Source organism: Streptomyces coerulescens, assembly GCF_042657965.1.
Taxonomy (GTDB): Bacteria; Actinomycetota; Actinomycetes; order Streptomycetales; family Streptomycetaceae; genus Streptomyces; species Streptomyces coerulescens.
The window spans coordinates 364,488-386,762 of the sequence record NZ_JBHSKM010000024.1; the positions used below are offsets into that span (position 1 = coordinate 364,488).

General features: G+C 70.9%; 13 protein-coding genes. All 13 read left to right on the top strand.

The genetic code is table 11. The features are described from left to right. Window positions 1–9 precede the first annotated feature (9 nt). The 13 genes from ACFPQ9_RS31150 to ACFPQ9_RS31210 are packed head-to-tail and all read left to right on the top strand — an operon-like array spanning window position 10 to window position 22,222. Window positions 10–2,016, top strand: a complete 2,007-nt coding sequence (locus tag ACFPQ9_RS31150; RefSeq protein ID WP_380860820.1) for an ATP-binding protein — start codon at window positions 10–12, stop codon at window positions 2,014–2,016. After that, the gene (locus ACFPQ9_RS31155) at window positions 2,007–2,291 is read left to right on the top strand and encodes a hypothetical protein (protein WP_380860823.1); all 285 of its coding nucleotides are present in this window, start codon (window positions 2,007–2,009) and stop codon (window positions 2,289–2,291) included. The genes ACFPQ9_RS31150 and ACFPQ9_RS31155 overlap by 10 nt, the downstream gene beginning before the upstream one ends. Continuing rightward, a complete protein-coding gene (locus ACFPQ9_RS31160; RefSeq protein ID WP_380860826.1) occupies window positions 2,288–8,794 on the top strand; it encodes an eCIS core domain-containing protein in 6,507 nt (2,168 codons plus the stop codon). The genes ACFPQ9_RS31155 and ACFPQ9_RS31160 overlap by 4 nt, the downstream gene beginning before the upstream one ends. A gap of 13 nt (window positions 8,795–8,807) precedes the next feature. Then, window positions 8,808–9,590 carry a hypothetical protein gene (locus ACFPQ9_RS31165; RefSeq protein WP_380860829.1) on the top strand — a complete coding sequence of 261 codons (783 nt, stop codon included), beginning with the start codon at window positions 8,808–8,810 and terminating at the stop codon, window positions 9,588–9,590. Further along, window positions 9,587–10,273, top strand: coding sequence for a hypothetical protein (locus tag ACFPQ9_RS31170; protein ID WP_380860832.1), 687 nt, complete (start codon window positions 9,587–9,589; stop codon window positions 10,271–10,273). Before ACFPQ9_RS31165 ends, ACFPQ9_RS31170 begins: the two co-directional genes overlap by 4 nt. A 7-nt stretch (window positions 10,274–10,280) precedes the next feature. Continuing rightward, window positions 10,281–10,649: a LysM peptidoglycan-binding domain-containing protein gene (locus ACFPQ9_RS31175; RefSeq protein WP_380860835.1), complete on the top strand. Its 369-nt coding sequence runs from the start codon at window positions 10,281–10,283 to the stop codon at window positions 10,647–10,649. Window positions 10,650–10,692: 43 nt separating this feature from the next. Then, window positions 10,693–11,784 carry a hypothetical protein gene (locus ACFPQ9_RS31180; protein WP_380861322.1) on the top strand — a complete coding sequence of 364 codons (1,092 nt, stop codon included), beginning with the start codon at window positions 10,693–10,695 and terminating at the stop codon, window positions 11,782–11,784. A gap of 49 nt (window positions 11,785–11,833) precedes the next feature. Further along, a complete protein-coding gene (locus ACFPQ9_RS31185; protein WP_380860838.1) occupies window positions 11,834–12,367 on the top strand; it encodes a phage baseplate assembly protein V in 534 nt (177 codons plus the stop codon). A 19-nt stretch (window positions 12,368–12,386) separates the two neighbouring features. Then, window positions 12,387–12,749 carry a hypothetical protein gene (locus ACFPQ9_RS31190; protein ID WP_380860841.1) on the top strand — a complete coding sequence of 121 codons (363 nt, stop codon included), beginning with the start codon at window positions 12,387–12,389 and terminating at the stop codon, window positions 12,747–12,749. Continuing rightward, window positions 12,746–13,129 carry a GPW/gp25 family protein gene (locus tag ACFPQ9_RS31195; RefSeq protein ID WP_380860844.1) on the top strand — a complete coding sequence of 128 codons (384 nt, stop codon included), beginning with the start codon at window positions 12,746–12,748 and terminating at the stop codon, window positions 13,127–13,129. Before ACFPQ9_RS31190 ends, ACFPQ9_RS31195 begins: the two co-directional genes overlap by 4 nt. After that, entirely contained in the window at window positions 13,126–16,227 is a 3,102-nt protein-coding gene (locus ACFPQ9_RS31200) for a putative baseplate assembly protein (protein ID WP_380860847.1), read from the top strand. The genes ACFPQ9_RS31195 and ACFPQ9_RS31200 overlap by 4 nt, the downstream gene beginning before the upstream one ends. Next, window positions 16,224–20,045 (top strand): putative baseplate assembly protein, encoded by a 3,822-nt coding sequence (locus ACFPQ9_RS31205; RefSeq protein WP_380860849.1) that lies wholly within the window; start codon window positions 16,224–16,226, stop codon window positions 20,043–20,045. Before ACFPQ9_RS31200 ends, ACFPQ9_RS31205 begins: the two co-directional genes overlap by 4 nt. Continuing rightward, window positions 20,045–22,222, top strand: a complete 2,178-nt coding sequence (locus tag ACFPQ9_RS31210; RefSeq protein ID WP_380860852.1) for a hypothetical protein — start codon at window positions 20,045–20,047, stop codon at window positions 22,220–22,222. Before ACFPQ9_RS31205 ends, ACFPQ9_RS31210 begins: the two co-directional genes overlap by 1 nt. Window positions 22,223–22,275 lie beyond the last annotated feature (53 nt).

The following is a 22,275-nucleotide window of genomic DNA, read 5'->3' on the forward strand; positions in this document are numbered from 1 at the left end:
GGTGAGGCCATGGGGACGAACGAGCCGGGTACGGCGGGTACTTCGGGGATCGCGGGCGGACCCGACGCGGGTGTGACGCTGACCGAGGAGATCCGGCGTGTCCTGTCCCGCGTCGACGCCCACGCGTCCGGAGCCGGGCGGACGGACACCGAGCCCGGCGCGTCGGACACCACCGAGGCGAGCTCCACGAGTCCGGCTCCCCTGGCCGCCCCGGGCACGGCACCCCTCGACGCCCTCGTCAGCTGCTTCGGCCTCACCCCCTTCGAACGCGACCTCGTCCTCCTCACCGCCGCCGACGAACTGGACCCCACCACGGCGGCCCGCTGCGCCGCGGCGAGCGGCGACCCACAGCGCGCGTACCCGACCTTCTCCCTCGCCCTGGCCGCCCTCGCCGAACCACACTGGAGCGCACTCACGCCCGTCGCACCGCTGCGCCGCTGGCGGATCGTCGAACTGGACGACGAGTCGAGGCTGACGACCTCCCGGCTCCGGCTCGACGAGCGGATCCTGCACTTCCTGCTGGGCTCCCCCTACCTGGACGCCCGGCTGCACGGCCGCCTGCGCCGCACGCCGGTACCGGCACAGCTGCCGCCGTCGTACGACCTGGCCGCGAGCCGTGCCGCCGAGGGCTGGACCACGGGGGCGAGTCCGGACGCGCCCCTGCTCGTCGAGGTGACCGGCGGTGACCTGCGCAGCCGGGCCGACATCGCCGCCGCGGCGGCCGCGCGGTCCGGGCTCGGCCTGTACGCCATGGGCGCGGAGGACGTGCCGACCGACCCCGCCGAACGCGACCGGCTCGCCCGGCTCTGGCAGCGCGAGGCGATCCTGCTGCCCGCGGCGCTGCTCCTGGAGGTCGGCGACCTGGACCGGGACCAGCGGGCGGCGACGGAGGCGTTCCTGGCCGGGGCCGCCGTACCGGTCGTCGTGTCCAGCGAGGACCCGCTGCGCACGGACCGGTCGCACGGCGCCCGGGTGGCGGTACCGCGGATGGACGACGAGGAGCAGGTCGAGCTGTGGGCCCAGGCCTTCCACCCCGTCGCCGACCTGGACGACGGTGAACTGCGCTCCCTGGTCGCCCAGTTCCAGCTGCCCCCGCACGTCGTCCGTGCCGCCGCCGCCACCGTACGTCGGCGCCTGCCGTACGAGGACGACCTGGACGCCGCCCAACTCGCCTGGCGCGCAGGCCTCGAGGAGGCCCGCGTCGGCATGGACCAGCTGGGCCGCCGGATCGAGCCCGAGGCCGGCTGGGACGACCTGGTACTGCACGAGCGGCAGGTGAACGTGCTGCGCGAGATCGTCGCGCATGTGCGCCAGCGGGGCACCGTCCACCAGGAGTGGGGCTTCGCGGGCACCCTGCGCCGCGGCCTCGGCGTCACCGCGATGTTCGCGGGCGGCTCCGGTACCGGCAAGACGCTGGCGGCCGAGGTCATGGCGAAGGAGCTGGGCCTCGACCTGTTCATCGTCGATCTCTCCCAGGTCGTCAGCAAGTACATCGGTGAGACCGAGAAGAACCTCCGCCGGGTCTTCGACGCCGCCGAACGCGGTGGCGCGCTGCTGCTGTTCGACGAGGCCGACGCCCTGTTCGGCAAGCGCAGCGAGGTCAAGAACAGCCACGACCGCTACGCCAACCTCGAAGTCAGCTACCTGCTGATGCGGATGGAGGCCTACCGCGGCCTCGCCATCCTCACCACCAACATGAAGAAGGCCCTCGACACCGCCTTCATGCGCCGTATCCGCTTCGTGGTCGACTTCCCCTTCCCGGGCGAGCACGAGCGCGCCGAGATCTGGCGCCGGGTGCTGCCGTCGCAGGCACCGCTGAAGGGCATCGACCCCGGACTGCTCGCACAGCTCACCGTCGCGGGCGGCTCGATCCGCAACATCGCCCTGTCCGGGGCCTTCCTCGCCGCCGAGGAGGGCGACCGGCTGCAGATGCGGCACATGCTGGCCGCCGCTCGTACCGAGTATCTGAAGCTCGAGCGCTCCTTGACGCCGACGGAGGTCCGCGGATGGGTGTGAACAGGGAACCGAGCGCGGTTCGGGTGGAGATCGGCGAACTCGCCCTGCACGGCTTCCGGGCCGACCCCGAGCGGGTCTCGGCCGCCTTCGAGCAGGAGCTGACCCGTCTGGTCCGCACCCACGGCGTCCCCCTGGCCGCCGACGGCTCCCTCGCCGTCGACGCGCTCACGGGCCTGCCGCCCCTGCCCGCCGGACTGTCCGCCCGCCGGCTCGGCCAGGAGCTGGCCCGCGTCGTGCACGAAGGGCTCAGCGGCCACGGGGAGGTGACGCGATGAGCTCCCAGACCCAGGACGGCCGTGCCGAGCAGTCCGCCGAACAGCGCCGGCGCAAACGCAAGGAGCGGGCCGCCAAGTCCCGTACGCCGGAGCCGAAGGACATCGTCAGCGGTGCCGGCCAGCCGCTGGACCCCGGCGTTCGACGGGAGTTGGAGGAGCAGCTCGGCCACGACCTGAGCCGCGTACGCCTCCACACGGGCCGCGACGCCGGACACCTCACGGACCTGCTCGGCGCGGACGCGGTCGCCGTCGGCCAGGACGTCTTCTTCCGCGACGGCGCCTTCAAACCCGGCACGGACGAGGGCCGCCGGCTGCTCGCCCACGAACTCCTGCACACGGTGCAGAACCCGCACGGCCTGGGCACCCTGCGCGCCGGACGGGACCTCGGCGCGGTCAGTCTGCCGCAGCAGGCGATCGAGCGGGAGGCGGAGTCGGCGGCACAGGACCTGGTGCGGGAACCGGAGTCCCGGCCGCAGACGGCGGACGTGGAGCAGGACCAGTCCACACCGGGCTGGCTGCGCTACGCCACGCTCGACGCCGACCGGATGCGAGCCGAAGCCGTCGACCCGGCCACGCTCGTGGACCGTCTCGCGAACAATGTGCTGCGCTCACTGCGCGGCGACCCCAGCGACGCGTCCGGCCGGGTACGGCTCCAACTGGGCCGAATGTCCGATCAGTTGGCGGACGACGTGGTCGACCGTCTGGAACGGCGACTGCTCACGTCCGAGTACGAGCGCCTGCTCGACCTCTTCGAGGAGTCGGGGACCACCGGCCCGCTCGAACTCCGGCCCGCCGAGGTCCCGCTGCCCGAGGTGGACCTCTTCGCGGAGCTCGGCGTCGAACGCGTCCAGTGGAAGCGGAAGCAGGAGACGGCCGGCGGCACGAAGGAGAAGCGTGCCGCCGACGCCCGCGAGGAGCACAAGGACGCCAAGGACCGCGACGAGAAGGCCGGTTCGAAACGCGGCCGGGCGCAGTCCGACGCCGCCACCGAGGACCAGGAGGCGGCGCAGCGCAAGGAGCAGGAGGACGAGCGCAACGCCTCCCGGCAGCGCGCCAAGGAGGAGCAGCGGCAGGAGGACGAGCAGGCCGGGGCTGACCGCGAACGCGTCGACGAGGCAGCCGACCGGCGCACCGAAGGCCGGCAGGAGGGCGCCGAGCAGGCCAAGGAGGAACGCAAGGAACAGCGCGAACGCGAGGAGGCCGACCCGCAGCAGGCGAGCGCGCCGGGCGCCGACAAACGCAGACGGCGCGACCAGCAGACCCAGCCCGCCGCCGGGGCCAAGCGCGAGGAACTGGACCCGAAGCAGAAGGGCCAGCCCGGCCCCGTACGACCTGAGAAGGTGGACGAGCGGGCCGAGCAGCGCGACTCGGCGCTGTCCGAGCACGGGCTGCACGAGAAGGACGAGCACGAGGACGACGTCCGCGAGGAGGAGAAGCCGCTCGGCCTTGAAGCCGGCGCGGACGGGGAGATCGAGGGCAGGGAGGAGAAGGGCGACAAGGCCGCAGAGGCCAAGGCGGAACTCTCGATCAAGCCCGAGGACCATCTCCCGGACACCGACCTCGACCTCAGCGCCGTACCGACCGCCGAGCAGCTCAAGCCCGGTGACCCCGAACCATCCGTGCCGTCCTTCCCGACGCCCCCGCCCACCAAGGCCGAGAAGATCGAGCGGGAGCGCGAGCAGAACGAGCAGGAGCAGGACGAGCACGCGGCCGGTCCCGAGGCCAAGGCACCCGGGCAGGACGAGGGTCCCGTCGAGGGTGAGGCGCCGCCGCCCGAGGGCGGGCCCGTCGCCCAGGCGGAGGACCGCAGCGCCAAGGACCTTCAGGAGACCGAGAAACCGCTCGACCAGGAGGTCGGTCCCGACCCGGCGACCGAGGACAAGGAACGGCCCGAGCCCGAGGCCGAGAAGCCCGATCCCGCGCAGGAACAGGAGCAGGAGCAGGCCAAGGAACCGGACGCGGCCGAGGAGGGACGCGACCAGGACGAGCGGCCTGACGTATCGGACGAACCCCGGGTGGCGCAGGCCGGTGCGGAGCCGGGGCCCGGTACGGCTGCGGCCGCCGCGGCCGCGCCCGCGGTGACCGCTGCTTCCGCTCCGGCTCCCGTGCGCAAGCCCGCCGGTGCGCAGACCCCGAAGACAGCGGTCGAGGACCGCAACCCCTCGCCCGCCGCGCGGCGCGGCGCCGCACCGCCCAAGCCGGAGCGCGAGGCGCCCAAGGCGAAGTCGCAGGTGCCGAAGGAATCCGGGCCGATGGCGGCGCCGCGCGGACCGGTCGGCGGCGCGGAGAAGGGGCCCGGACCGACGACGGCCGCCGGGCCCGGTGCCGCGCCGTCCGCCGCCCAGGCCACGGTCGGTCCGGCGGACGGACAGCGCGCCGACGGCCCCGGCCAGCCGGCGGGTGCCGCGGCGCCCCGGCCCGAGGCGTCACTGGAGAAGGACGGCGGTGGCTGCGCACCGCCCGAGCCCGCCGCGGAGAAGGACGACGGTGGCGGGGGCAGTTGCGGGGGCGGTGGCGCAGCCGCGCCCGAGGAGAAGAAGGAGCAGGAGCCGCCGGACGTCTCCGGGCAGGACCCGAAGGCCGCCGTCCAGACCGTCGGCAAGCTCGCCCCGGACCAGGCCGCCGCCGCCATGCCCGGCGTGGACCGGGCCGCGGACAAGAAGGTCGGCGAGGAGCAGCAGCGCCTTGATGCCGCCCCGCCCACGCGGGAACGGCCTTCGGGCGCGCCGCAGACGCGTTCGGCACCGCCCGAGGCGGCACCGGTGGCCGCGAAGGTCACCGGCAAGGTCGAGAAGGTCGGCCCGGAGAACCAGGGCGACAAACAGCAGGCCAAGGGCAGCGAGAAGGCCCAGGGGGAGAAGCCGAGCGCCCCTCCGCCGCCGCCCCCGGCCGTGCCGACCGAAGGACTCAGCGAGGCCGAGGCACAGAACGTTCAGGCGGCGGCCGATGCCGTGCCCACGCGCGATCCGGCCCTGGAGAACAAGACCGTCGGGCCCGCGCCGAAGATCCGTCTCGAGGGCGCCAGTGACCCGAGTCGTACGGACGACCAGCAGAAGGCCCTGAAGGAGAAGCAGTCCGACATCCAGTCGACCGGCCGTGAGGACGCGGCCAAGCCGATGGGCGAGGACCAGATCTTCCCCGACGCGCCCCAGGAACAGCTCACCGGCAAGGCGTCAGGAGGCGGGGGCGGCAAGGGCGGTGCGCTGCGGGCCATGTCGCCGCCGAAGGCCGGCGTCGGGAAGGTCGCCCAGGAGGAGAAGGGCGGCGAGATCCGCGGTGCCGCCGGGCAGGCTCAGGGCGACCTGGCCGCCAAGGAGCAGGAGCAGCGGCAGGGCGAACAGCAGGCCAAGCAGGACAAGCAGGCCGAGATCGACCGCGAGGTCGCCCAGAACGCCGACAAACAGACCGCCGAGCGCGGCAGAGTCGCGCGCGAGACCCAGACGCAGCGCGAGCAGTGGCGGGCGGAGCAGGACAAGCACGTAGAGGACGCGGACAAGAAGTCCGACGAAGAGCACACCGCCAAGAACAAGGAGATCGTCAAGGCCCGCGACGACAAGGACAAGGAGGTCGACGACCGCAAGGGCAAGGACAACGAGTCGATCGACAAGGAGCGGGAGAACGCCGAGAAGGAGGCCGAGAAGAAAAAGGAGGAGGAAAAACCCTCCGGCGGATTCTTCGGCATGCTCGCCGACGCGGTGGGCGACTTCTTCAAGGGCCTGCTCGAAGCGGTCACCAAGGTCTTCGAGGCGGCGCGGGCCGCCGTCAACGGGATCATCGACAAGTTCAAGGAGTTCGCCAACGCGGCGATCGACTTCGTACGCGACTTGGCGATCTCGGCGATCAACGCGCTCGCCGACGCCTTGATCGCGATCGGTGATGTGTTGCTGGCGGCCTTCCCGGAACTGCGCGACAAGTTCCGCAACGCCATCGAGGGCATGCGGGACGCGGCGATCGCCAAGGTCAATGAGCTGGCGGACGGCCTGAAGAAGGCGGTCAACGCGCTGCTGGACGCACTGGCGGCGGGGCTGAACAAGTTGCTGGACGTCCTGGAGGCGGGCCTCAAGGGCGTCATCAAGGCCTTCCAGGCAGTCATCGAGGGCGCGATCAAGTTCGCCCAGGCCGCGATCGAGGCGCTGGGCAAGTTCGCGGCGCTCATCGCGGACATCGCCCCGGACCCGGGCGGCTGGATCTCCAAGGCGGGCTCCGCGGCGAAGACGGGCATCTCGGACCACCTGTGGGGCGCCATCAAGGTGGCGGTCAAGCGGTGGTTCGACACCAAGGTCGAGGGCATCCTCGGCCTCGGCAAGGCGGTCATCAACGTCCTGGTCAAGGGCTGCGTCTCGCTGAAGCAGATCGGCAAGATGGCCTGGGACGCGATCATCGCCTCCCTGCCGATGATGATCGCTTCCCTGGTCATCGAAAAGGTCGTCTCGATGATCGTGCCCGCGGCCGGCGCGATCCTGACGATCGTCCAGGGCCTGATGGCGGCCTGGCAGAGCATCAGCTCGATCCTGGCGGCGTTCTCGAAGTTCTGGGCGTACCTGAAGGCGGTCAAGGCGGGACCGGCGGCGTGCCTGTTCGCGGAGGCGGTGGCGGCGGGTGTGGTGGCCCTCCTCGACTTCATCGCCAACTTCCTGATGATCCGCCTGTCGTCGGCGACGAAGGGTGTCGGCAAGCGGCTTCAGGGGATGGCGCAGAAGATCACGGATGGTCTGAAGCGCACCGGGAAGGGCGCGAAGCAGGCGGCGGGCGACGCGGTCAACAACGCGCGAGGCGCGCTGCGGAACGCGAACCAGAAGGTGGCGGCACCGGGGGCTGCGCCGGCGAGGCCGAAGTCGGCGCCTTCACCTGGGCCGAAGGCACCGGTGAAGCCGAAGGACCACGCGACTCCGAAGTCCCCGGCGAAGCCGGATCCGGCGACTACGAAGCCGAAGGACGCGGCACCGGCCAAGCAGGAGGGGCCCGGGAAGAACCGTAAGCCTGACGCGGACCGCACTCCGGACAAGGACCGCACGCAGGAGCCGGCCAAGGACCGCACCCCCGACAAGGATCAGACGCCGGCCGGGGGCAAGACCCCCGATGCCCCGACCCCCAAGAAGAAAAAGGAGATCGAGGGCCCCAAGCCGACCAAGCCGAAGAAGCCCAAGTCCCCAGCCGGAAAGGCCCTCTCGAAGGCCAAGGGCGCGGTCAAGTCCGCCCTGAAGAAGGTCGGCAACGCGGCGAAGACACTCGGCAACAAGCTGAAGAAGTCCAAACTCGGTAAGTCGTTGAAGAACGGAGCGAAGAAACTCCGCGACCTCTTCAGGAAGAAGAAGGACCGCCTGCGCGACGACAAGAAGCGACAGCAGGAGCAGAAGAAGCAGCAGCAGGACCAGCGGCGCAAGGACGAGAAGTCGAAGGAGTCGAAGGCGGCGCGGCTGCGCAAGATCGTCGCTCGCATTCGCCCGAAGATCGTCAGTCTTCTTCAGCGAGGCCTCTACGAGCCGGTGTTCAACGCGGTCCTCCGCAGCATGCGGGTCTGGAACCGCCTGACAGGTCTGGCACCCGTAGGAGACGACGACTTCAGCCTCGTCGCCGCTCTCAACCCGCAGGAACGGGTCACCGACGCACACTTCGACCTGTTCGACATCGGGCCGGAGGACGAGGTGGCAAACGCGGTTCGCCGAGGCATTGAAGCGAGGATCGGGAACAGGCAGATCCGGAGGCTCACTGACGCCAAGGCCATCTGTGACGAAGTCGCCAAGGAAGTTCTGAATGCCGAGCAGCATGGGAAGCGGGCCAAGGCGAAGAAGGGGTCGAGGGGGGTAAAGGCAGGAAAGGGAAAGAAGGACGACAAGGCTGCTGCCGACAGCACCCAGGCCAAATTGGTGTGGGACCCCAAGGATGTGTCGGACAAGGTCGAGTCTCAGCCGGATCACGTCGTGCTGTCCCTGGAGCGCGACAGGGAGAAGAACCCCCGCTGGGCCATCGCGGAATTCCGCAAGGAAAAGCGCTACCGGGAGATATCGAAGCAGGGCGAACAGACACTCTTCATGGACAGTCGCGGCGGTGAGTACGTGCTGGACGCCAACAACACTCTTGTCCCCCGCTACGTGGACAGGAACATTTCGGCGAGGGACCTACAAGGCAGGCCAGAGCCTGGCAAGAGGGGACTCGCGGCGCGCAACCCGGACGCGGCGTTCGACATCCCTGGGCACGTGGGCGGCAAGGAAAAGACGCCATTCATTTCCACAACCAAGAAGAAGGGTGCGAAGATTACCAACTCGAACAGGTCGGAACAGCTTGGCGGACAGTACGGGCGTGTGCGCATCGACCTCCTCCAAGTCGCACCGAAGAACATCTTCGACCTGACGAAAAGGGAGAACCAGAGCCTCTGGAAGTTGAGCAACCCCAAGACGTCGAAGATGGAGCAGGCTCTGCAGGACGTGGTGCGCACTCAGGAAGTGCTCGTCAAGGGGGAGATTCCGGGCGCCGCTATCGTTGAATTCATCAAGGCTCAGTAGAGGGAAGTGTGGGATGGTCTTCAATACGTACCATTGGCGCGATTGTCCACTGGATGATCCGGAGCTCGAAAGGGCTTGCGCCGTGCTTGCTTCGGAGACCCCGGACGAGGATGCCTTCCTTGCCCTCCTTCGTAGCGGTCGCACGGCGGCTGTCGGTACGGCCCTCGATCACTTCCATCACGCTGATGCCGTAAGCCGACACGGCGGCGGCAACCCGTTTGCGCACCACCTGGCCGAAGTCCTCGAGCGAGCGAGGGAGATCCTTTCGGCCCCTCCGGCTCCGAGCAGCGAAACAGGGGCGGAGAAGGACGGAGCGGATCACGCCAGTGCTCTTCTTGCCATGCTCAACCACGCCCGACCCGAGGACTCGGGCCTCATCGCCTCGGCTCTCCGCCAGGCGACCACCGCGGACACTCTGGAAGCCGCGACCATGGCCGCCGCCACGGCTCTGGAACGCTCCACCGTCCTCGACGAGGAGCTGATTTCGGCTCTGCGTGACATCATTTTCGGCGAGTCTGTTGCTATTTGGGAACGTGTAGAGGCGCTGAAGGCCTTCAACAACGTCAAGTCTCCCCGGGCAGCCGACATTGCCGCCCAGGCCCTGGAGTCGGATGACCATGACCTCCAGGTGCATGCGGCGATCATCCTCGCCACCCACCACCTGTCCACGCACCGCACGGTGGTCGAGCAAGTGGTCGAGTCCTGGCCGGAAAACGTTCCGTACCCAGCCGCCGCCGTCCTCGACGCACTGCATGCAGACCGTCCTGATCACACGCGATGGAGCGGTAACGAATGACCCGCTACGCAGACATCCCCAAACCCATCCGCTCCGGCATAGTCGTAGTCAACCCCGACACCGGCACCCCCCAACGCATCATCATCCTCCAGTTCAACCCCGACACCCTCGAACGCTCCCTCGCCCCCCAATCCGCCGGCGGCCAGAGCGCTGAAGGCGGTGGAACCGGTGGAGGGGATCGCAATGAGGCGCTCCGTCTCAAGGGCCCCGCCGAGGAGACCTGGAAGTTCACTGCCGAGATCGATGCCACCGATCAGTTGGAGATCGCCGCCCCCGACGGCATCCATCCCCAACTCGCCGTGCTGGAAATGCTGGTGCAGCCGACGACCGCGCAGCTGCGGGAAGCGGCGCGGCAGACGCAGAAGGGGACCATCGAGATCACTCCGATCGAGATGCCGCTGACGTTGTTCACATGGGGGAGCAAGCGCGTGATGCCCGTGCGGCTCACCGAACTGTCCATCAACGAGTCCGCGTTCGACGTCAACCTCAACCCGATCCGGGCGAGCCTGAGCATCGGGCTGAAGGTGCTCAGCGTGAGCGACCTGCCGGCCGGGCACCGAGGTGCCGATCTGTACATGGCGCACCTCGCGCAGAAGGAACGGCTCGCCGCGGCCGCCCGTGGCGGCAGCCTCGGGGCGCTCGGGCTCAGCGGGCGCGACACCATGACCTTGGGAAGGGGCTGAGCTGGGTATGGCCGAGGGCGTACAGCCGTACGGGAGTGCCTTGGATTCGATCCCGGGGGCTCACCCCTACCCCCGGGACAGCCGGTACCACGACGCCGAGATCGGAGTCCATGTCGCAGCCGATGGCACCGAAGTCCGGTACACCAAGCGCAGGCTGCTCCCTCCCCTCGACGCGCAGGAGACCGACGCATACGTCGTCGGCGGCGGTGAGCGTCCCGACCTGCTCGCGCAGCGGCTGTTCGGCGACCCGGGGCAGTGGTGGCAGATCGCCGACGCCAATCCCGTACTCGATCCGGAGGAACTGACCGCCGAACCCGGGCGTGTGATCGACGTACCGCTGCCCGGAGGGTTCCCGCAGGGGGGCCGCCGTGCCTGACGAACTGCCCGTCGGGCCGGGGCCGGTTCATATGTCCCTGCAGATGGGGCCCAGGCTCACCCGGCCCGTGCCCGCCGAGGTCATGGAAGCGCTGCTGTCCGCGCAGATCACCGCGACGGCGGGGGAGCGCAGCGGGTTCCAGCTCGCGTTCGACCTCACCAAACGCGGGCTCATCCAGCGCAATCTGCTGCCCGAAGGATTCTTCGACCCCAAGACCCGGGTCATTGTCAGCGTCAGCGTGCGCGGGACCTCCCAGGTGCTCTTCGACGGGCTGATCGTGCGGCAGGAAGTCGGTGCCAGCAATCAGCCGGGGCAGACCACCCTCACCGTGACCGGCGAGGACCTGACCCTGCTCATGGATCTGGAGGAGCGCACCGCCGGGTATCCCAACCTGGCGCCCTCCAGGCGCGTGCTGTCCATCCTCGGCCGTTACCGGGACTACGGCATCCGGCCCGACGTCAAGGACGAGCAGATCCTGCAGCCTCCGCAGGAGCAGCTCCGCATCCCCTATCAGAGCAGTACCGATCTGCAGTACGTGACCGAGCTCGCCAAGGCCAACGGGTATGTCTTCTACCTCGAGCCCGGTCCCGCCCCCGGGCTGTCGTCCGCCTACTGGGGACCCGAGGTACGCCTCGGCATACGGCAGCACGCCCTCAACGTGAACATGGACGCCAACTCGACAGTCGACCAGCTGACGTTCGCCTACGACGGCACCGCCCGCGAGGAACCCCAGGCGCGGTGGCAGAACCCGGAGAACCGGCAGGCCACGCTGCTCGGCCAGCCGTCGATCAGTCCGCTGCGCCCACCGCTGGGCCGCCGCCCCACGCCCGCGCTGAAGCGCAGGACGCTGGCCGGCACCGCCAAGCAGCAGATCCAGCAGGCCCAGGCCGAACTCCTCGCCCGGGCCGCGACATCCGCCGACGTCATCACCGGGTCCGGGTCGCTCGACGTCACCCGGCACGGCTACCTGCTGCACCCGCGCAGCCTCGTCGGAGTGCGCGGCTCCGGGCCGATGTACGACGGCGACTACTACGTCAAGTCGGTCACCCACAGCCTGCGGCCGGGCTCGTTCACCCAGAACTTCACCCTCTCCCGGGAGGGACTGGTCGCGCGCGGCGACTCCGTACGGCCGTGACAGCCCCCCAACCACCAGAACAGCAGCGAAAAACAGGAGCAGTTGACGCATGGCGGCACCCAACAACCGGTACCTGGGCAAGTTCCGGGGCCGGGTGATCGACAACAACGACCCGCTGGGCATCGGGCGGATCACGGTCCAGGTCCCCGACGTGCTCGGCGACGAGCCCTCGACCTGGGCGCTGCCCTGTCTGCCCTTCACCGGCCAGGAGGCGGGGCAGGTCGTGGTGCCGCCGAAGGACGCCGGGGTGTGGGTGGAGTTCGAACAGGGTGATCCCAGCTTCCCGGTCTGGACGGGCTGCTGGTACGGGGACCGGGACGAGCTGCCGCCCGACGCACGACGGGAACTGGCGCGGCCCTCCGCGCTCAAGCCCGTCGTCGTGCAGACCCAGCTGGCGCACAAGATCGTGATGAACGACGTGACCGGCGCCGACGAGGGAATCCTGCTCCAGGCCAAGAACGGGGCGTACATCCGCATCACCGAGGCGGCGATCGTCATCGCCAGCGGCAACGCCCGCATCACCCTCCAGGACGGCCGGGTCATCGTCAACGAGGGCCAGCTGACCGTGGAACCGAAGCGTTAGGAACGGGGGAACGACGAACGTGTCCGGGATATCCGGGACTTCCGGGGGATCAGGGAAGCTGCTGGCCGCCGACACGGTGATCAGCTGCCCGCACGGGGGGCGCGCCACACCGGCGCACATGCCGTCCCCGGCGGTGCTGATCGGCGGCCGGGCGGCGGCCACCGCCGCCCATACCTACACCGTCGCCGGCTGCTTGCACACCGTGAACGGTGTGCCGCAGCCATGCGTGTCCGTGCGGTTCACGGCCGCCACGAGCGGCGTCACCGTCGCGGGCGCCTCCGTGCTGCTCGACACCTCCGCGGCCCAGTGCTTCAGCGCGGCCCTGGTCGCACAGGGACCACCCGTCGTCAACGCCGCGCAGCAGGAGGTGTCCATCCGATGACCAGGCCGGTCACCCGTTCCGACATCGCGTTCCCCTTCCGCCCCGACCGCCGGGGCCGCACCGCGCACGCCACCCGCGGCGAGCACGTCCACGACCTCATCGAGCAGCTCCTGTTCACCAGTCCCGGCGAGCGCGTGATGCGCCCCGACTTCGGCTGTGGGCTCCTCGACCTGGTCTTCGCCCCCACCAGCCCGGAACTCATGAGCACCCTCGAACTCTCCGTCCAGGCCTCGCTCCAGCGCTGGCTGGGCGACCTGATCGACGTGGAGGCACTCGACGTCATCAGCGAGGACAACGTCGTTCGCGTCCATCTGTCGTACGTCATCCGCGCCGACGGTGCCCGCCGCGACGACGTCTTCGAAGGGAGGGCCACGGCATGACCGGTACGACCGTCACCTCGCGCCGGGCCAAGGTCCGCGCCGCGCAGCTCAACGGGGTCGACTCCGTCGAGGTCAGCGACGACGGACTGCTGCTCACCGTCAGCTTCCTCGGGAAGGCCCCGCACGGCCTGGGCCCCGAGAACGTCCGCATCGACGGCGGCCGGCGCGTCACCGGCATCACCGCCGTCGACGTCAGCGTGGAGCGCGAGGAGGACCCCGAGCTCGACGACCGGCTCTACGTCACCCTCGACCAGGCCGGCGACACCTCCCGCTACCGGCTCTCCCTCGTCGAGACCGACCCGTACGGACGGCCCGGGACCGAGCCCTACCGCGGCTTCGACCAGCGCTACCACAGCGCCGGCTTCGTCTTCCGACCCGACTGCCCGACTCCCTTCGACTGCAAGGAAGTCGACCAGGAGCCCGAGGGTTTTCCCGCCGCGCCGGTCATCGACTACACCGCCCGCGACTACGACACCATCCGCAAGCTGCTCCTCGACCGGCTCGCGCTCACCACGCCCGACTGGGTCGAGCGCAACCCGGCCGACCTGGGCGTGACCCTGGTCGAACTGCTCGCGTACACCGGTGACCGGATCAGCTACCAGCAGGACGCGGTCGCCACCGAGGCCTATCTCGACACCGCCCGGCGCCGGGTCTCCGTACGACGGCATGTGCGGCTCATCGACTACGCGATGCACGACGGGTGCACGGCCCGCGCCTACGTCGCCGTCGAGACCGCCGGCGACCACACGCTCGCTCCGGGCACCTTCCGTTTCGCCTCCGTCGACGTCCGCACCCTCGATCCGCACGACCGCCCGGAGCCCGGCACCGTCGTGAGCGAGGCCGACCTCGGTGACCTCGACGAGCGCGGTTCGGTGGAGGTTTTCGAACCCGTGGTCACCGAGGACCAGTTGGAGCTGCGCGTCGCCCACAACGCCATCCGGCTGTGGACGTGGGGCGGCGAGGTCTGCACCCTGCCCAAGGGCGCCACCTCCGCCACCCTGCGCGACGAGTGGGTCGACCAGGAGACGTGCCGGGAACGTCGACTCGACCTCAGGGCAGGGGACTTGCTCGTCCTGGAGGAGGTCAAGGGGCCGCGCACCGGCACCCCCGGCGACGCCGACCCGAGCCACCGCCAGGCCGTCCGGCTGACCTCCGTCACCCCGGCCGTGGACCGTATCGAGGACCAGCCGGTCCTGGAGATCTCCTGGGCGGCCGAGGACGCCCTGCGTTTCCCGCTCTGTCTGACGACACGCGGCGGGCGCGACTGTCTGCCGGTCGGGGACGTGTCCCTCGCCCGCGGCAACGTCGTCCTGGTCGACCACGGCCGCACCCTGCACGGGCTGCCCGAGACGTTCACCGTCCCGCAGGTCCCCGCCGAGGTCGCGCTCTGCGATGCGCCCGCCTTCGGGTGCTACGACCGCGAGGAGGGCAACGCACCCGCCCGGCTCGTCAACTCCCTCACGGACAAGGCGGAGTCCGGTGACACACTGACCCCGGACGACATCCGTGAGCTGTTCCAGGTGGTCGGCGAGGCGGCGACCACAAGGGCCGGAATCGGTCTGGAACGCGCCGGCCAGCGCCATGAACGCGTCGTGCCCGGCACGGCGTACGCCCAGTCCGCCGCCCTGCGCACCCTCCTCGCGCAGTCCGTCCACCCGGGCATCCGTCCCCGCTTCCGGCCCGTCCTCGGACGCACGCCCGTCGTACAGGCGGTGCCGTTCCCGGACCTCGGCACCGTCGCCGCCGGGCAGGCCGAGCGGATCGGCGCGATTCCGGGGCGGGTGCGGCAGCGGCTCGTCGAGCTCTGGCGCAGCGCCCGCGACCGGGACGGCCTCGCCGAGCCGGAGATCACCGAACTCACGGTGATCTACGGCCTCAGGATCCTTGAGCACATCGAACTCCACCGCCACCCCGTCCGCGCCCTGCGCGAACTCCTCTTCCGCAGCGACCAGTTGCTCGACGCCAAGCTGCGCCGGATCGAGGTCCTCACGGCGCGAGCCCGCGCGGGCACCGTCCTGGACGGGCACATCGCCTGGGAGATCGCCCACAGTTGGGGCCCGTCGTACGCCGCCGGGCTGCACCCCGACGAGCTGGTGCTGCGCGGCTCCGCGACCGCCGCGCTCGACCAGGACCCGCGCCGCGCCCTGCCCGCCGTACGCCTCCGCACGGCCGAGGACGAAAACTGGCAGGCGCGTCGCGACCTTCTCGACAGCGGACCGCGCGACCGGCACTTCGTCGGTGAGCTGGAGGACGACGGCCGCCTGGCCCTGCGCTTCGGCGACGGGGGGCACGGCGCCAGGCCGACGCCGGGGTCCCGGCTCGCCGCGCACTACCGGCTCGGCGGCGGCACGGCCGGGAACGTCGGCGCGGAGGCCATCAACCACCTCGTCGTCCAGTCCGACTGCACGCCCCCGCCCGCCGCCGTGGTCCGCAACCCGCTGCCCGCCGTCGGCGGCACGGAACCCGAACCCGTCGAGCAAGTACGCCAGTTGGCCCCGCTCGACCTGCGCCGCACCCGGCTGCGCGCGGTCACAGCCGAGGACTACGCGGCCCTCGCCTCCGCCCTGCCCGGCGTCCAGCGGGCGGCGGCCGACCTGCGCTGGACCGGCAGCGTCCAGGAGGCGCACGTCGCGGTCGACGCGTACGGCGCCGGCGCCCCGACCGCCGAGCTGATCACCTCCGTCGCCCAGGCGCTGGAGCCGTACCGGCGCATCGGCCACGACCTCGTCGTCGGCGCCGCGCGACTCGTCCCGCTGGACATCGCGCTCACCGTGTGCGCCGAGCCGGGCCACCAGCACGGGCAGATCCTGGCCGAGCTGTACCGCGTCCTCGGCAGCGGTGTGCGGGGCTTCTTCCACCCGGACGCGCTGACCTTCGGCGAGCCGGTGCGGCTCAGCCGTCTCGTCGCCGTCGCGGCGGCCGTGCCCGGCGTGGAGAGCGTCCAGGTCACCCGGCTGCGCAGGCTGTTCGAACCGGACCGAGGAGAGAAGGAGGACGGCGTGCTGCGGCTCGGCCCGCTGGAGATCGCCACCTGCGACAACGACCCGGACCGGCCGGAGAACGGCCGGCTGGCGATTTCCCTGGGAGGTGCGCGATGACCGAGGTTCCGATCACGGAGGACTGCCGCTGCGGCGGTGCCTGCCGCAGCGGCCACGACGAGCGCCTCGCCCCGGCTCCCGTCCACAACCCGCCCGGCCGCACCGCGCTCGACTACCGCGTCGGCGAGTACGGCTCCTTCCGCGAGGCCCTGCTCGACCGGCTCGCCTCACCGGCGTACCCGGCCCTCCAGGGCCTCACCGTGCGCACCCCGGACGACCCGGCGATCGGCCTGCTCGACGCCACCGCCGTCCTCGGTGACCTGCTCACCTTCCATTCCGAGCGGATCGCGGACGAGGCCTACATCCGTACGGCCAACGAGCACCGCTCCCTGGTCCTGCTCGGCCGTCTCGTCGGCCACCGCCCGCGGCCCGGCGTCGCCGCCGCCACGCACCTCGCGTACACCCTGGAACGCGACCCGCGCGCCGAGTCGCTGCCGGTGCTGATCCCTGGCGGGGCCCGCAGCCACAGTGTGCCGGCCTCCGCCGACGAGGAGTCTTTGACCTTCGAGACGAGCCGTGATCTGACGGCTCGCTGGGACTGGAACGAGCTGAAGGTGCGGCGTCGGCGGCCGTCGCTCATCACGCCCGAGGACCTGGAGCGCCGCTCGGAGATCTTCGTCGAGGGCACGGCCAACTCGCTCCAGACCGGCGACCAGCTTCTCTTCGTCTTCGGTGAACAGGCGGGCGGCGAGCGCAAGTTGCTGCCGGTCGCGAAGGCGCGGATCGACAGGGAGGACGAGATCACGGCGATCTCCCTGCCGAAGTCGGCGCCGCCGACGCTGAAGGAGCTCGTGGACGAGGTGCGGCGCTGGACCGCCGACCCCGCGGTGCCGGGTGATCCGGGCGACGAACCGCCCACACCCGAGGTGCCGAATCCTCGGCCGGTCAGTCGGCTGATCGAGGACTTCGAGGATCAGGTTCTCGCGCCGCTGCGGGAGGATTTGGACGGGATCAAGAGTCCTGAGCGGTTGGCTGCGCGGCTCGCCGAGCCGGTGGCCAGGCTTGGTGAGGCTCAGGTGTTGGCTGAGCCGTACGAGGATGTCGCTGGCTGGTTCGAGCAGTTGGAGGCAGTGCTGGCGGAACTTGCCGAGCGAGCTTCGGAGTTGGCACCGGCACAGACGGAAGAGCCGGGTAGTCGTTCGTCTGCTGCGCCGTCGGGGCTGGTCGCGCCCCGCGGCGGAGCCGCACATCGATACAGCCCCGCGCCCCTTGGGAGCGATGGGCGTGCCGCTGCTTTTGTGGCTCTCGGCACTGTACTCCCGGCCCTGCGTGCCTCTACCCCCGCCCCCCGTGGCGGCAGCGGCTCGCAGCTCCCCGGTAGCGACACAGCCCGGCTGCTCTCCGCCCTCAACCCTGGGCTCGGCACCCTCTACCCCGCCTGGCGCACCGCCGCCGCCCCCAGCACCCCCCAACTCCTGCGCGAACTGCTCGTCATGCGGGTCACCGCCGCCCCCTTCGGTGCCACGGCTCCGCTCAAGCCGGTCCAGGACGACCGCGGCCGGGTCATCCGTACCGCCGACTGGCCGCTCACAGGTGCCGTTCTCGTCAGCATGCGCGTCGTGTACGACCCTGCGGGCCGCAATCAGGTCCGCGCCGAGCTCCAGTACGTCGAGGGCAGCAGCTCCGACCAGCGGGCCGAGAACCTGCCTCTCGCCGCACCGGTCCAGTTCGACCTGGGCTCGGGCAAGGTCGACCTGTCCGGGGTCGCCGCGCAGGACCGTGAACTGCACTGGCTGGGCCGCCGTGCCGCCGATGCCCAGGACGCGGGGGTGAGGGCCCGGCTGCATTCGGGATTGCCCGAGCAGACGCTGTTCGTGTCCGGGCCGGACGACGAGGGGCTCGTCCATGTGATGGTCGGCTCGGCTCCGCCGGTCGCCCTGCGCCCGGGTGACAACAAGCCGCTGCATCTCGGCGAGTACGAGATCAGCCTCCGGTACACCGTGGGCAGCACGGAGCCCAACGTCGAGATCGTGATCGCCGGCAAGCCGGAGCCGCTCAACCGCCGCGTTCTCCAGCTTGACACGGTGCACACCGGCATCACCGTCGGCAGCTGGGTCGCGGTCCGGCGCCCCGCCAAGGGCGCCGAGAACGGCATTCCCGGTGACAAGAAGTTCGCCTTCGTCACCACCCAGGTCGTCGCGGCGCGTACGGCGGCGTACACCAACTACGGCATCACCGGACGCGGCACCGAACTCACCCTCGCCGACCCATGGCTGGACGAGTTCGACGTACTGCTCTCGCACATCCGCGACACCACCGTGCACGCGGCCGGCGAACCGCTCCGCCTCGCCGACGAACCACTCGGCGAGGACGTGCACGGCAACGAGATCGAACTCGCGACGCTCCACGACGGGCTGCGGCCCGGCCGCACGCTCATGGTGAGCGGTGAGCGCAGCGACATCCCGGGGACCGCGGGCGTGCAGGCCACCGAGGTCGTCGTCATCGCCGCCGCGGACCCGGCCGTCGACCCGCACCTGCCCGGCGACCACGTCCACACACGCCTGACCCTGACCGCCGACCTCGCCCACCGCTACCGCCGTGAGACGGTCAAGGTCCTGGGCAACGTCGTCGAGGCCACCCATGGCGAGAGCCGCGAGGAGGCCATCGGCAGCGGTGACTCGGACCGGGTGAACCAGACGTTCGCGCTGTGGCAGTCCCCGCTGACCTGGCTCGCCGACGACAACCCCCTCGGCGCCACACCGGTCCTTGAGATCCGGGTCGACGGCGTCCGGTGGCACGAGGTCGACAGCCTCGCCGGACGCGGCCCCCGCGAGCGGGTCCACATCACCGGCTCCACCGCGGACGGCCGTACGACGGTGACTTTCGGCGACGGGATCAACGGCGCCCGGCTGCCCTCCGGTCACGAGAACATCCGCGCCCGCTACCGCTTCGGCACCGGCAAGGCCGCCAACGTCGCCGCCGACCGCGTCACCCAGCCCCTCACCCGGCCGCTCGGCGTCACCCAGGTGACCAACCCGCGCCCGGCGAAGGGAGGCGCGGACGCCGACGGCCCCGGCCTGACCCGCCGGACGATCCCGCTCGCCGTCTCCGCACTGGACCGGCTGGTCTCCGAGTCCGACTACGAGGACTTCGCCCGCTCCCGCGCCGGCATCGGCCGGGCCTCCGCGCGCGAACTCTTCGACGGGCGGCGGCGGGTGCTGCATGTGACGGTCGCCGGCACCGACGACGTGCCGATCGACGGAGACTCGGACACGCTCCGGGCCCTGCGCGGCGCGCTCACCGAGTACGGGGACATGAACCTCCCGGTCCGGGTGGACGTACGTGAGCTGGTCCTGCTGCTCATCGCCGCCAAGGTGAAAGTCGCCCCCGACCACGCCTGGGAGATCGTCGAGCCGCGGCTGCGCCAGGCGCTCCTCACCCGACTCGGCTACGAAGGAAGGGAGTTGGGCCGACCGGCTCGGCTCTCGGACGTCCTCGCCTCCGCCCACTCCGTGCCCGGCGTCGACTATGTGGACGTCGACGTCTTCACCGGCGTCCCCGCGTCCGCCACGCCCGCGGAGCTGACCGGGATCCTCACCGATCCCGGCCCGCCCAGGACATCGGTCCCGGCGCACCCGGCGACGTACGACGTCAGGACCCACACGGTCCGCGCCGCGGGCGGCGAGACGCTGTCCGAGATCTGCGCCGAGTACGGCGTTCCGCTCGCCGAACTCCTGCGACTCAACCCCGACATCACCGACACCCGGCGCCTGGCGAAGGGCCGTTCGGTGTTCCTCTTCCGCGGTATCCGCCCGGCCCAGCTCGCGATGCTGTCGCCGAAGGCCGCGGACACCCTGATCCTGACGGAGGTCAAGTGATGTCCCCGGACGTCGAGTTGGAGACGGCTGCCCCGGCGACCACGTCCAGGGAACCCGACGGGCTCGCCGCGCTGCTGCCCCGCTGGCATCTGCTGCGCGACGCGGAGGAGGGTGAGCCGCTGCGTGCGCTGCTCGCGGTGATCGCCGAACAGCTCGACCGGGTTCGCGACGGCGTCGAGCAGGGCTACGAGGATCTGTTCGTGGAGACGGCCGCCCCCTGGGCGCTGCCGTACCTCGGCGACCTGGTCGGCTATCGCACCCTGCCCGGCTATGAGCGGGTCTTGACGACCGGCCTGCACGAGGGTGGCCGGGCCGCCCTCGCCGAGGCCGTCGCCCCGCGCGCAGACGTCGCCGCCACCGTCGCCAACCGCCGCCGCAAGGGCACCCTCCACCTCCTGGAGGAACTCTCCGACCAGGTCACCGGCTGGCCCGCCCGCGCCGTCGAGCTGTCCCGGCAGGTCTCCCACACCCAGCCGGTGAAGCTGGGCGCAGGGCACCGCACCGAGCGCGGCCGGCTCGTCGACCTGCGCGACAACTCCGCCCTTGATCTCGCGGGCGGCCACTTCGGTGCGACGGCGCGGACGGTCGACGTACGACGCGCCAACTCCCGCCATCGGCAAGGGGGTTGGACACCCGCCGGGGTCGCCCTCTTCGTCTGGCGGCTGAAGGCGCACTCGCTCACCCAGTCCCCGGCGTACTGCATCGACCGCGCCCGCAACCTCTACACCTTCTCGATCCTGGGCAACGACACCCCGCTGGTCACCAAGCCGTTCCCGGAGCCGTCGCCCACGCACATCGCGACCATCGACAACGTCCCGGCATTCGTCACCCGCCGTCAGCTGCACGACCGGCTCACCGACTACTACGGTCCCGGCAAGAGCCTCGTCATCCGGCGCGACGGCGAGGACCAGCCCGTACCGCCGTCCGACATCGTGGTCGCCGACCTGTCCGACTGGCGCTACCGGCCCAAGCGGGGCCAGGTCGCCGTCGACCCGGAGCTCGGGCGGATCGCGTTCGGGTCGCGGTCGGCGCCCCGGCAGGGCGTGTGGGTGGACTATCACTACGCGTTCGGCGCGGACATGGGCGGCGGTGAGTACGACCGGGCCGATCGTGAGCCACGTCCGGAGGCCGAGTTCTACCGGGTCGGGCCCGGGCAGCCGTATCGGCAGATCATGGACGCCTACCGGGCCTGGCAGCACGACCGGCGCGCGGACCGGACCGGCCCCGACGGCATCATCGAGATCACGCACAGCGGCGCCTACCAGGAGCAGCTGGACTTCGACCTCGACCCCGGCGACCGTCTCGAAGTGCGCGCCGCCGAGGGCACGCGGCCGGTGATACGGCTGCTCGACTGGTACAGCAACCGCCCCGACGCCCTCAACATCCGTGCCGTGTCGGAGGACTGCGCCCCGCACGAGCGGCCCCGCATCGTCCTGGACGGGCTGCTGGTCGCCGGACGCGGCATCAACGTCACCGGCCCGATGGGCGCCGTCGTCGTACGGCACTCCACGCTCGTGCCCGGCTGGTCTCTGGAACCCGAGTGCGACCCGCACTCGCCGGAGGAGCCCAGCATCGTCCTGGAACGCACCACCGCGTGCCTCCAGATCGAGCACAGCATCCTCGGCACCATCGAGGTCATCGGCGACGAGGTGAGCGAGGACCCTCTCGCCATCCACCTGCGCGACAGCATCCTCGACGCCACAGGACCGAACCGCGAGGCCCTCTCCGCACCGGACTGCCGCCACGCCCACGCGGTGCTGCATCTGCACCGCACCACGGTCATCGGCGAGATCTTCACCCACGCCGTGGAGATCGCGGAGAACTCGATCCTCACCGGCCGCCTCCATGTGGCCCGGCGCGGCATCGGCTGCATCCGGTACTCGTACGTGCCGCCGGGGTCGCGCACCCCGCGCCGGTACCGCTGCCAGCCGGACCTGGCAGGTCCCGAACAAGCCGGTCGTGTACGGCCGTTGTTCACCTCCGAGCGCTACGGGACGCCCTGGTACGGGCTGTTGGCGGATCGGTGCGCGGCCGAGATCCGGCGCGGCTGCGACGACGGCGCCGAGATGGGCTCCTTCCACGACCTGTACCGGCCGCAGCGCGAGGACGGCCTCAGGGCACGGCTCGCGGAGTACACCCCGGCGGGCACCGACGCCGGGATCTTCTTCGTGACATGAACCGCCATGTGAGCGCCGCCGCCGTAAGCCCTACCCGCACTTTCCTGAACCAG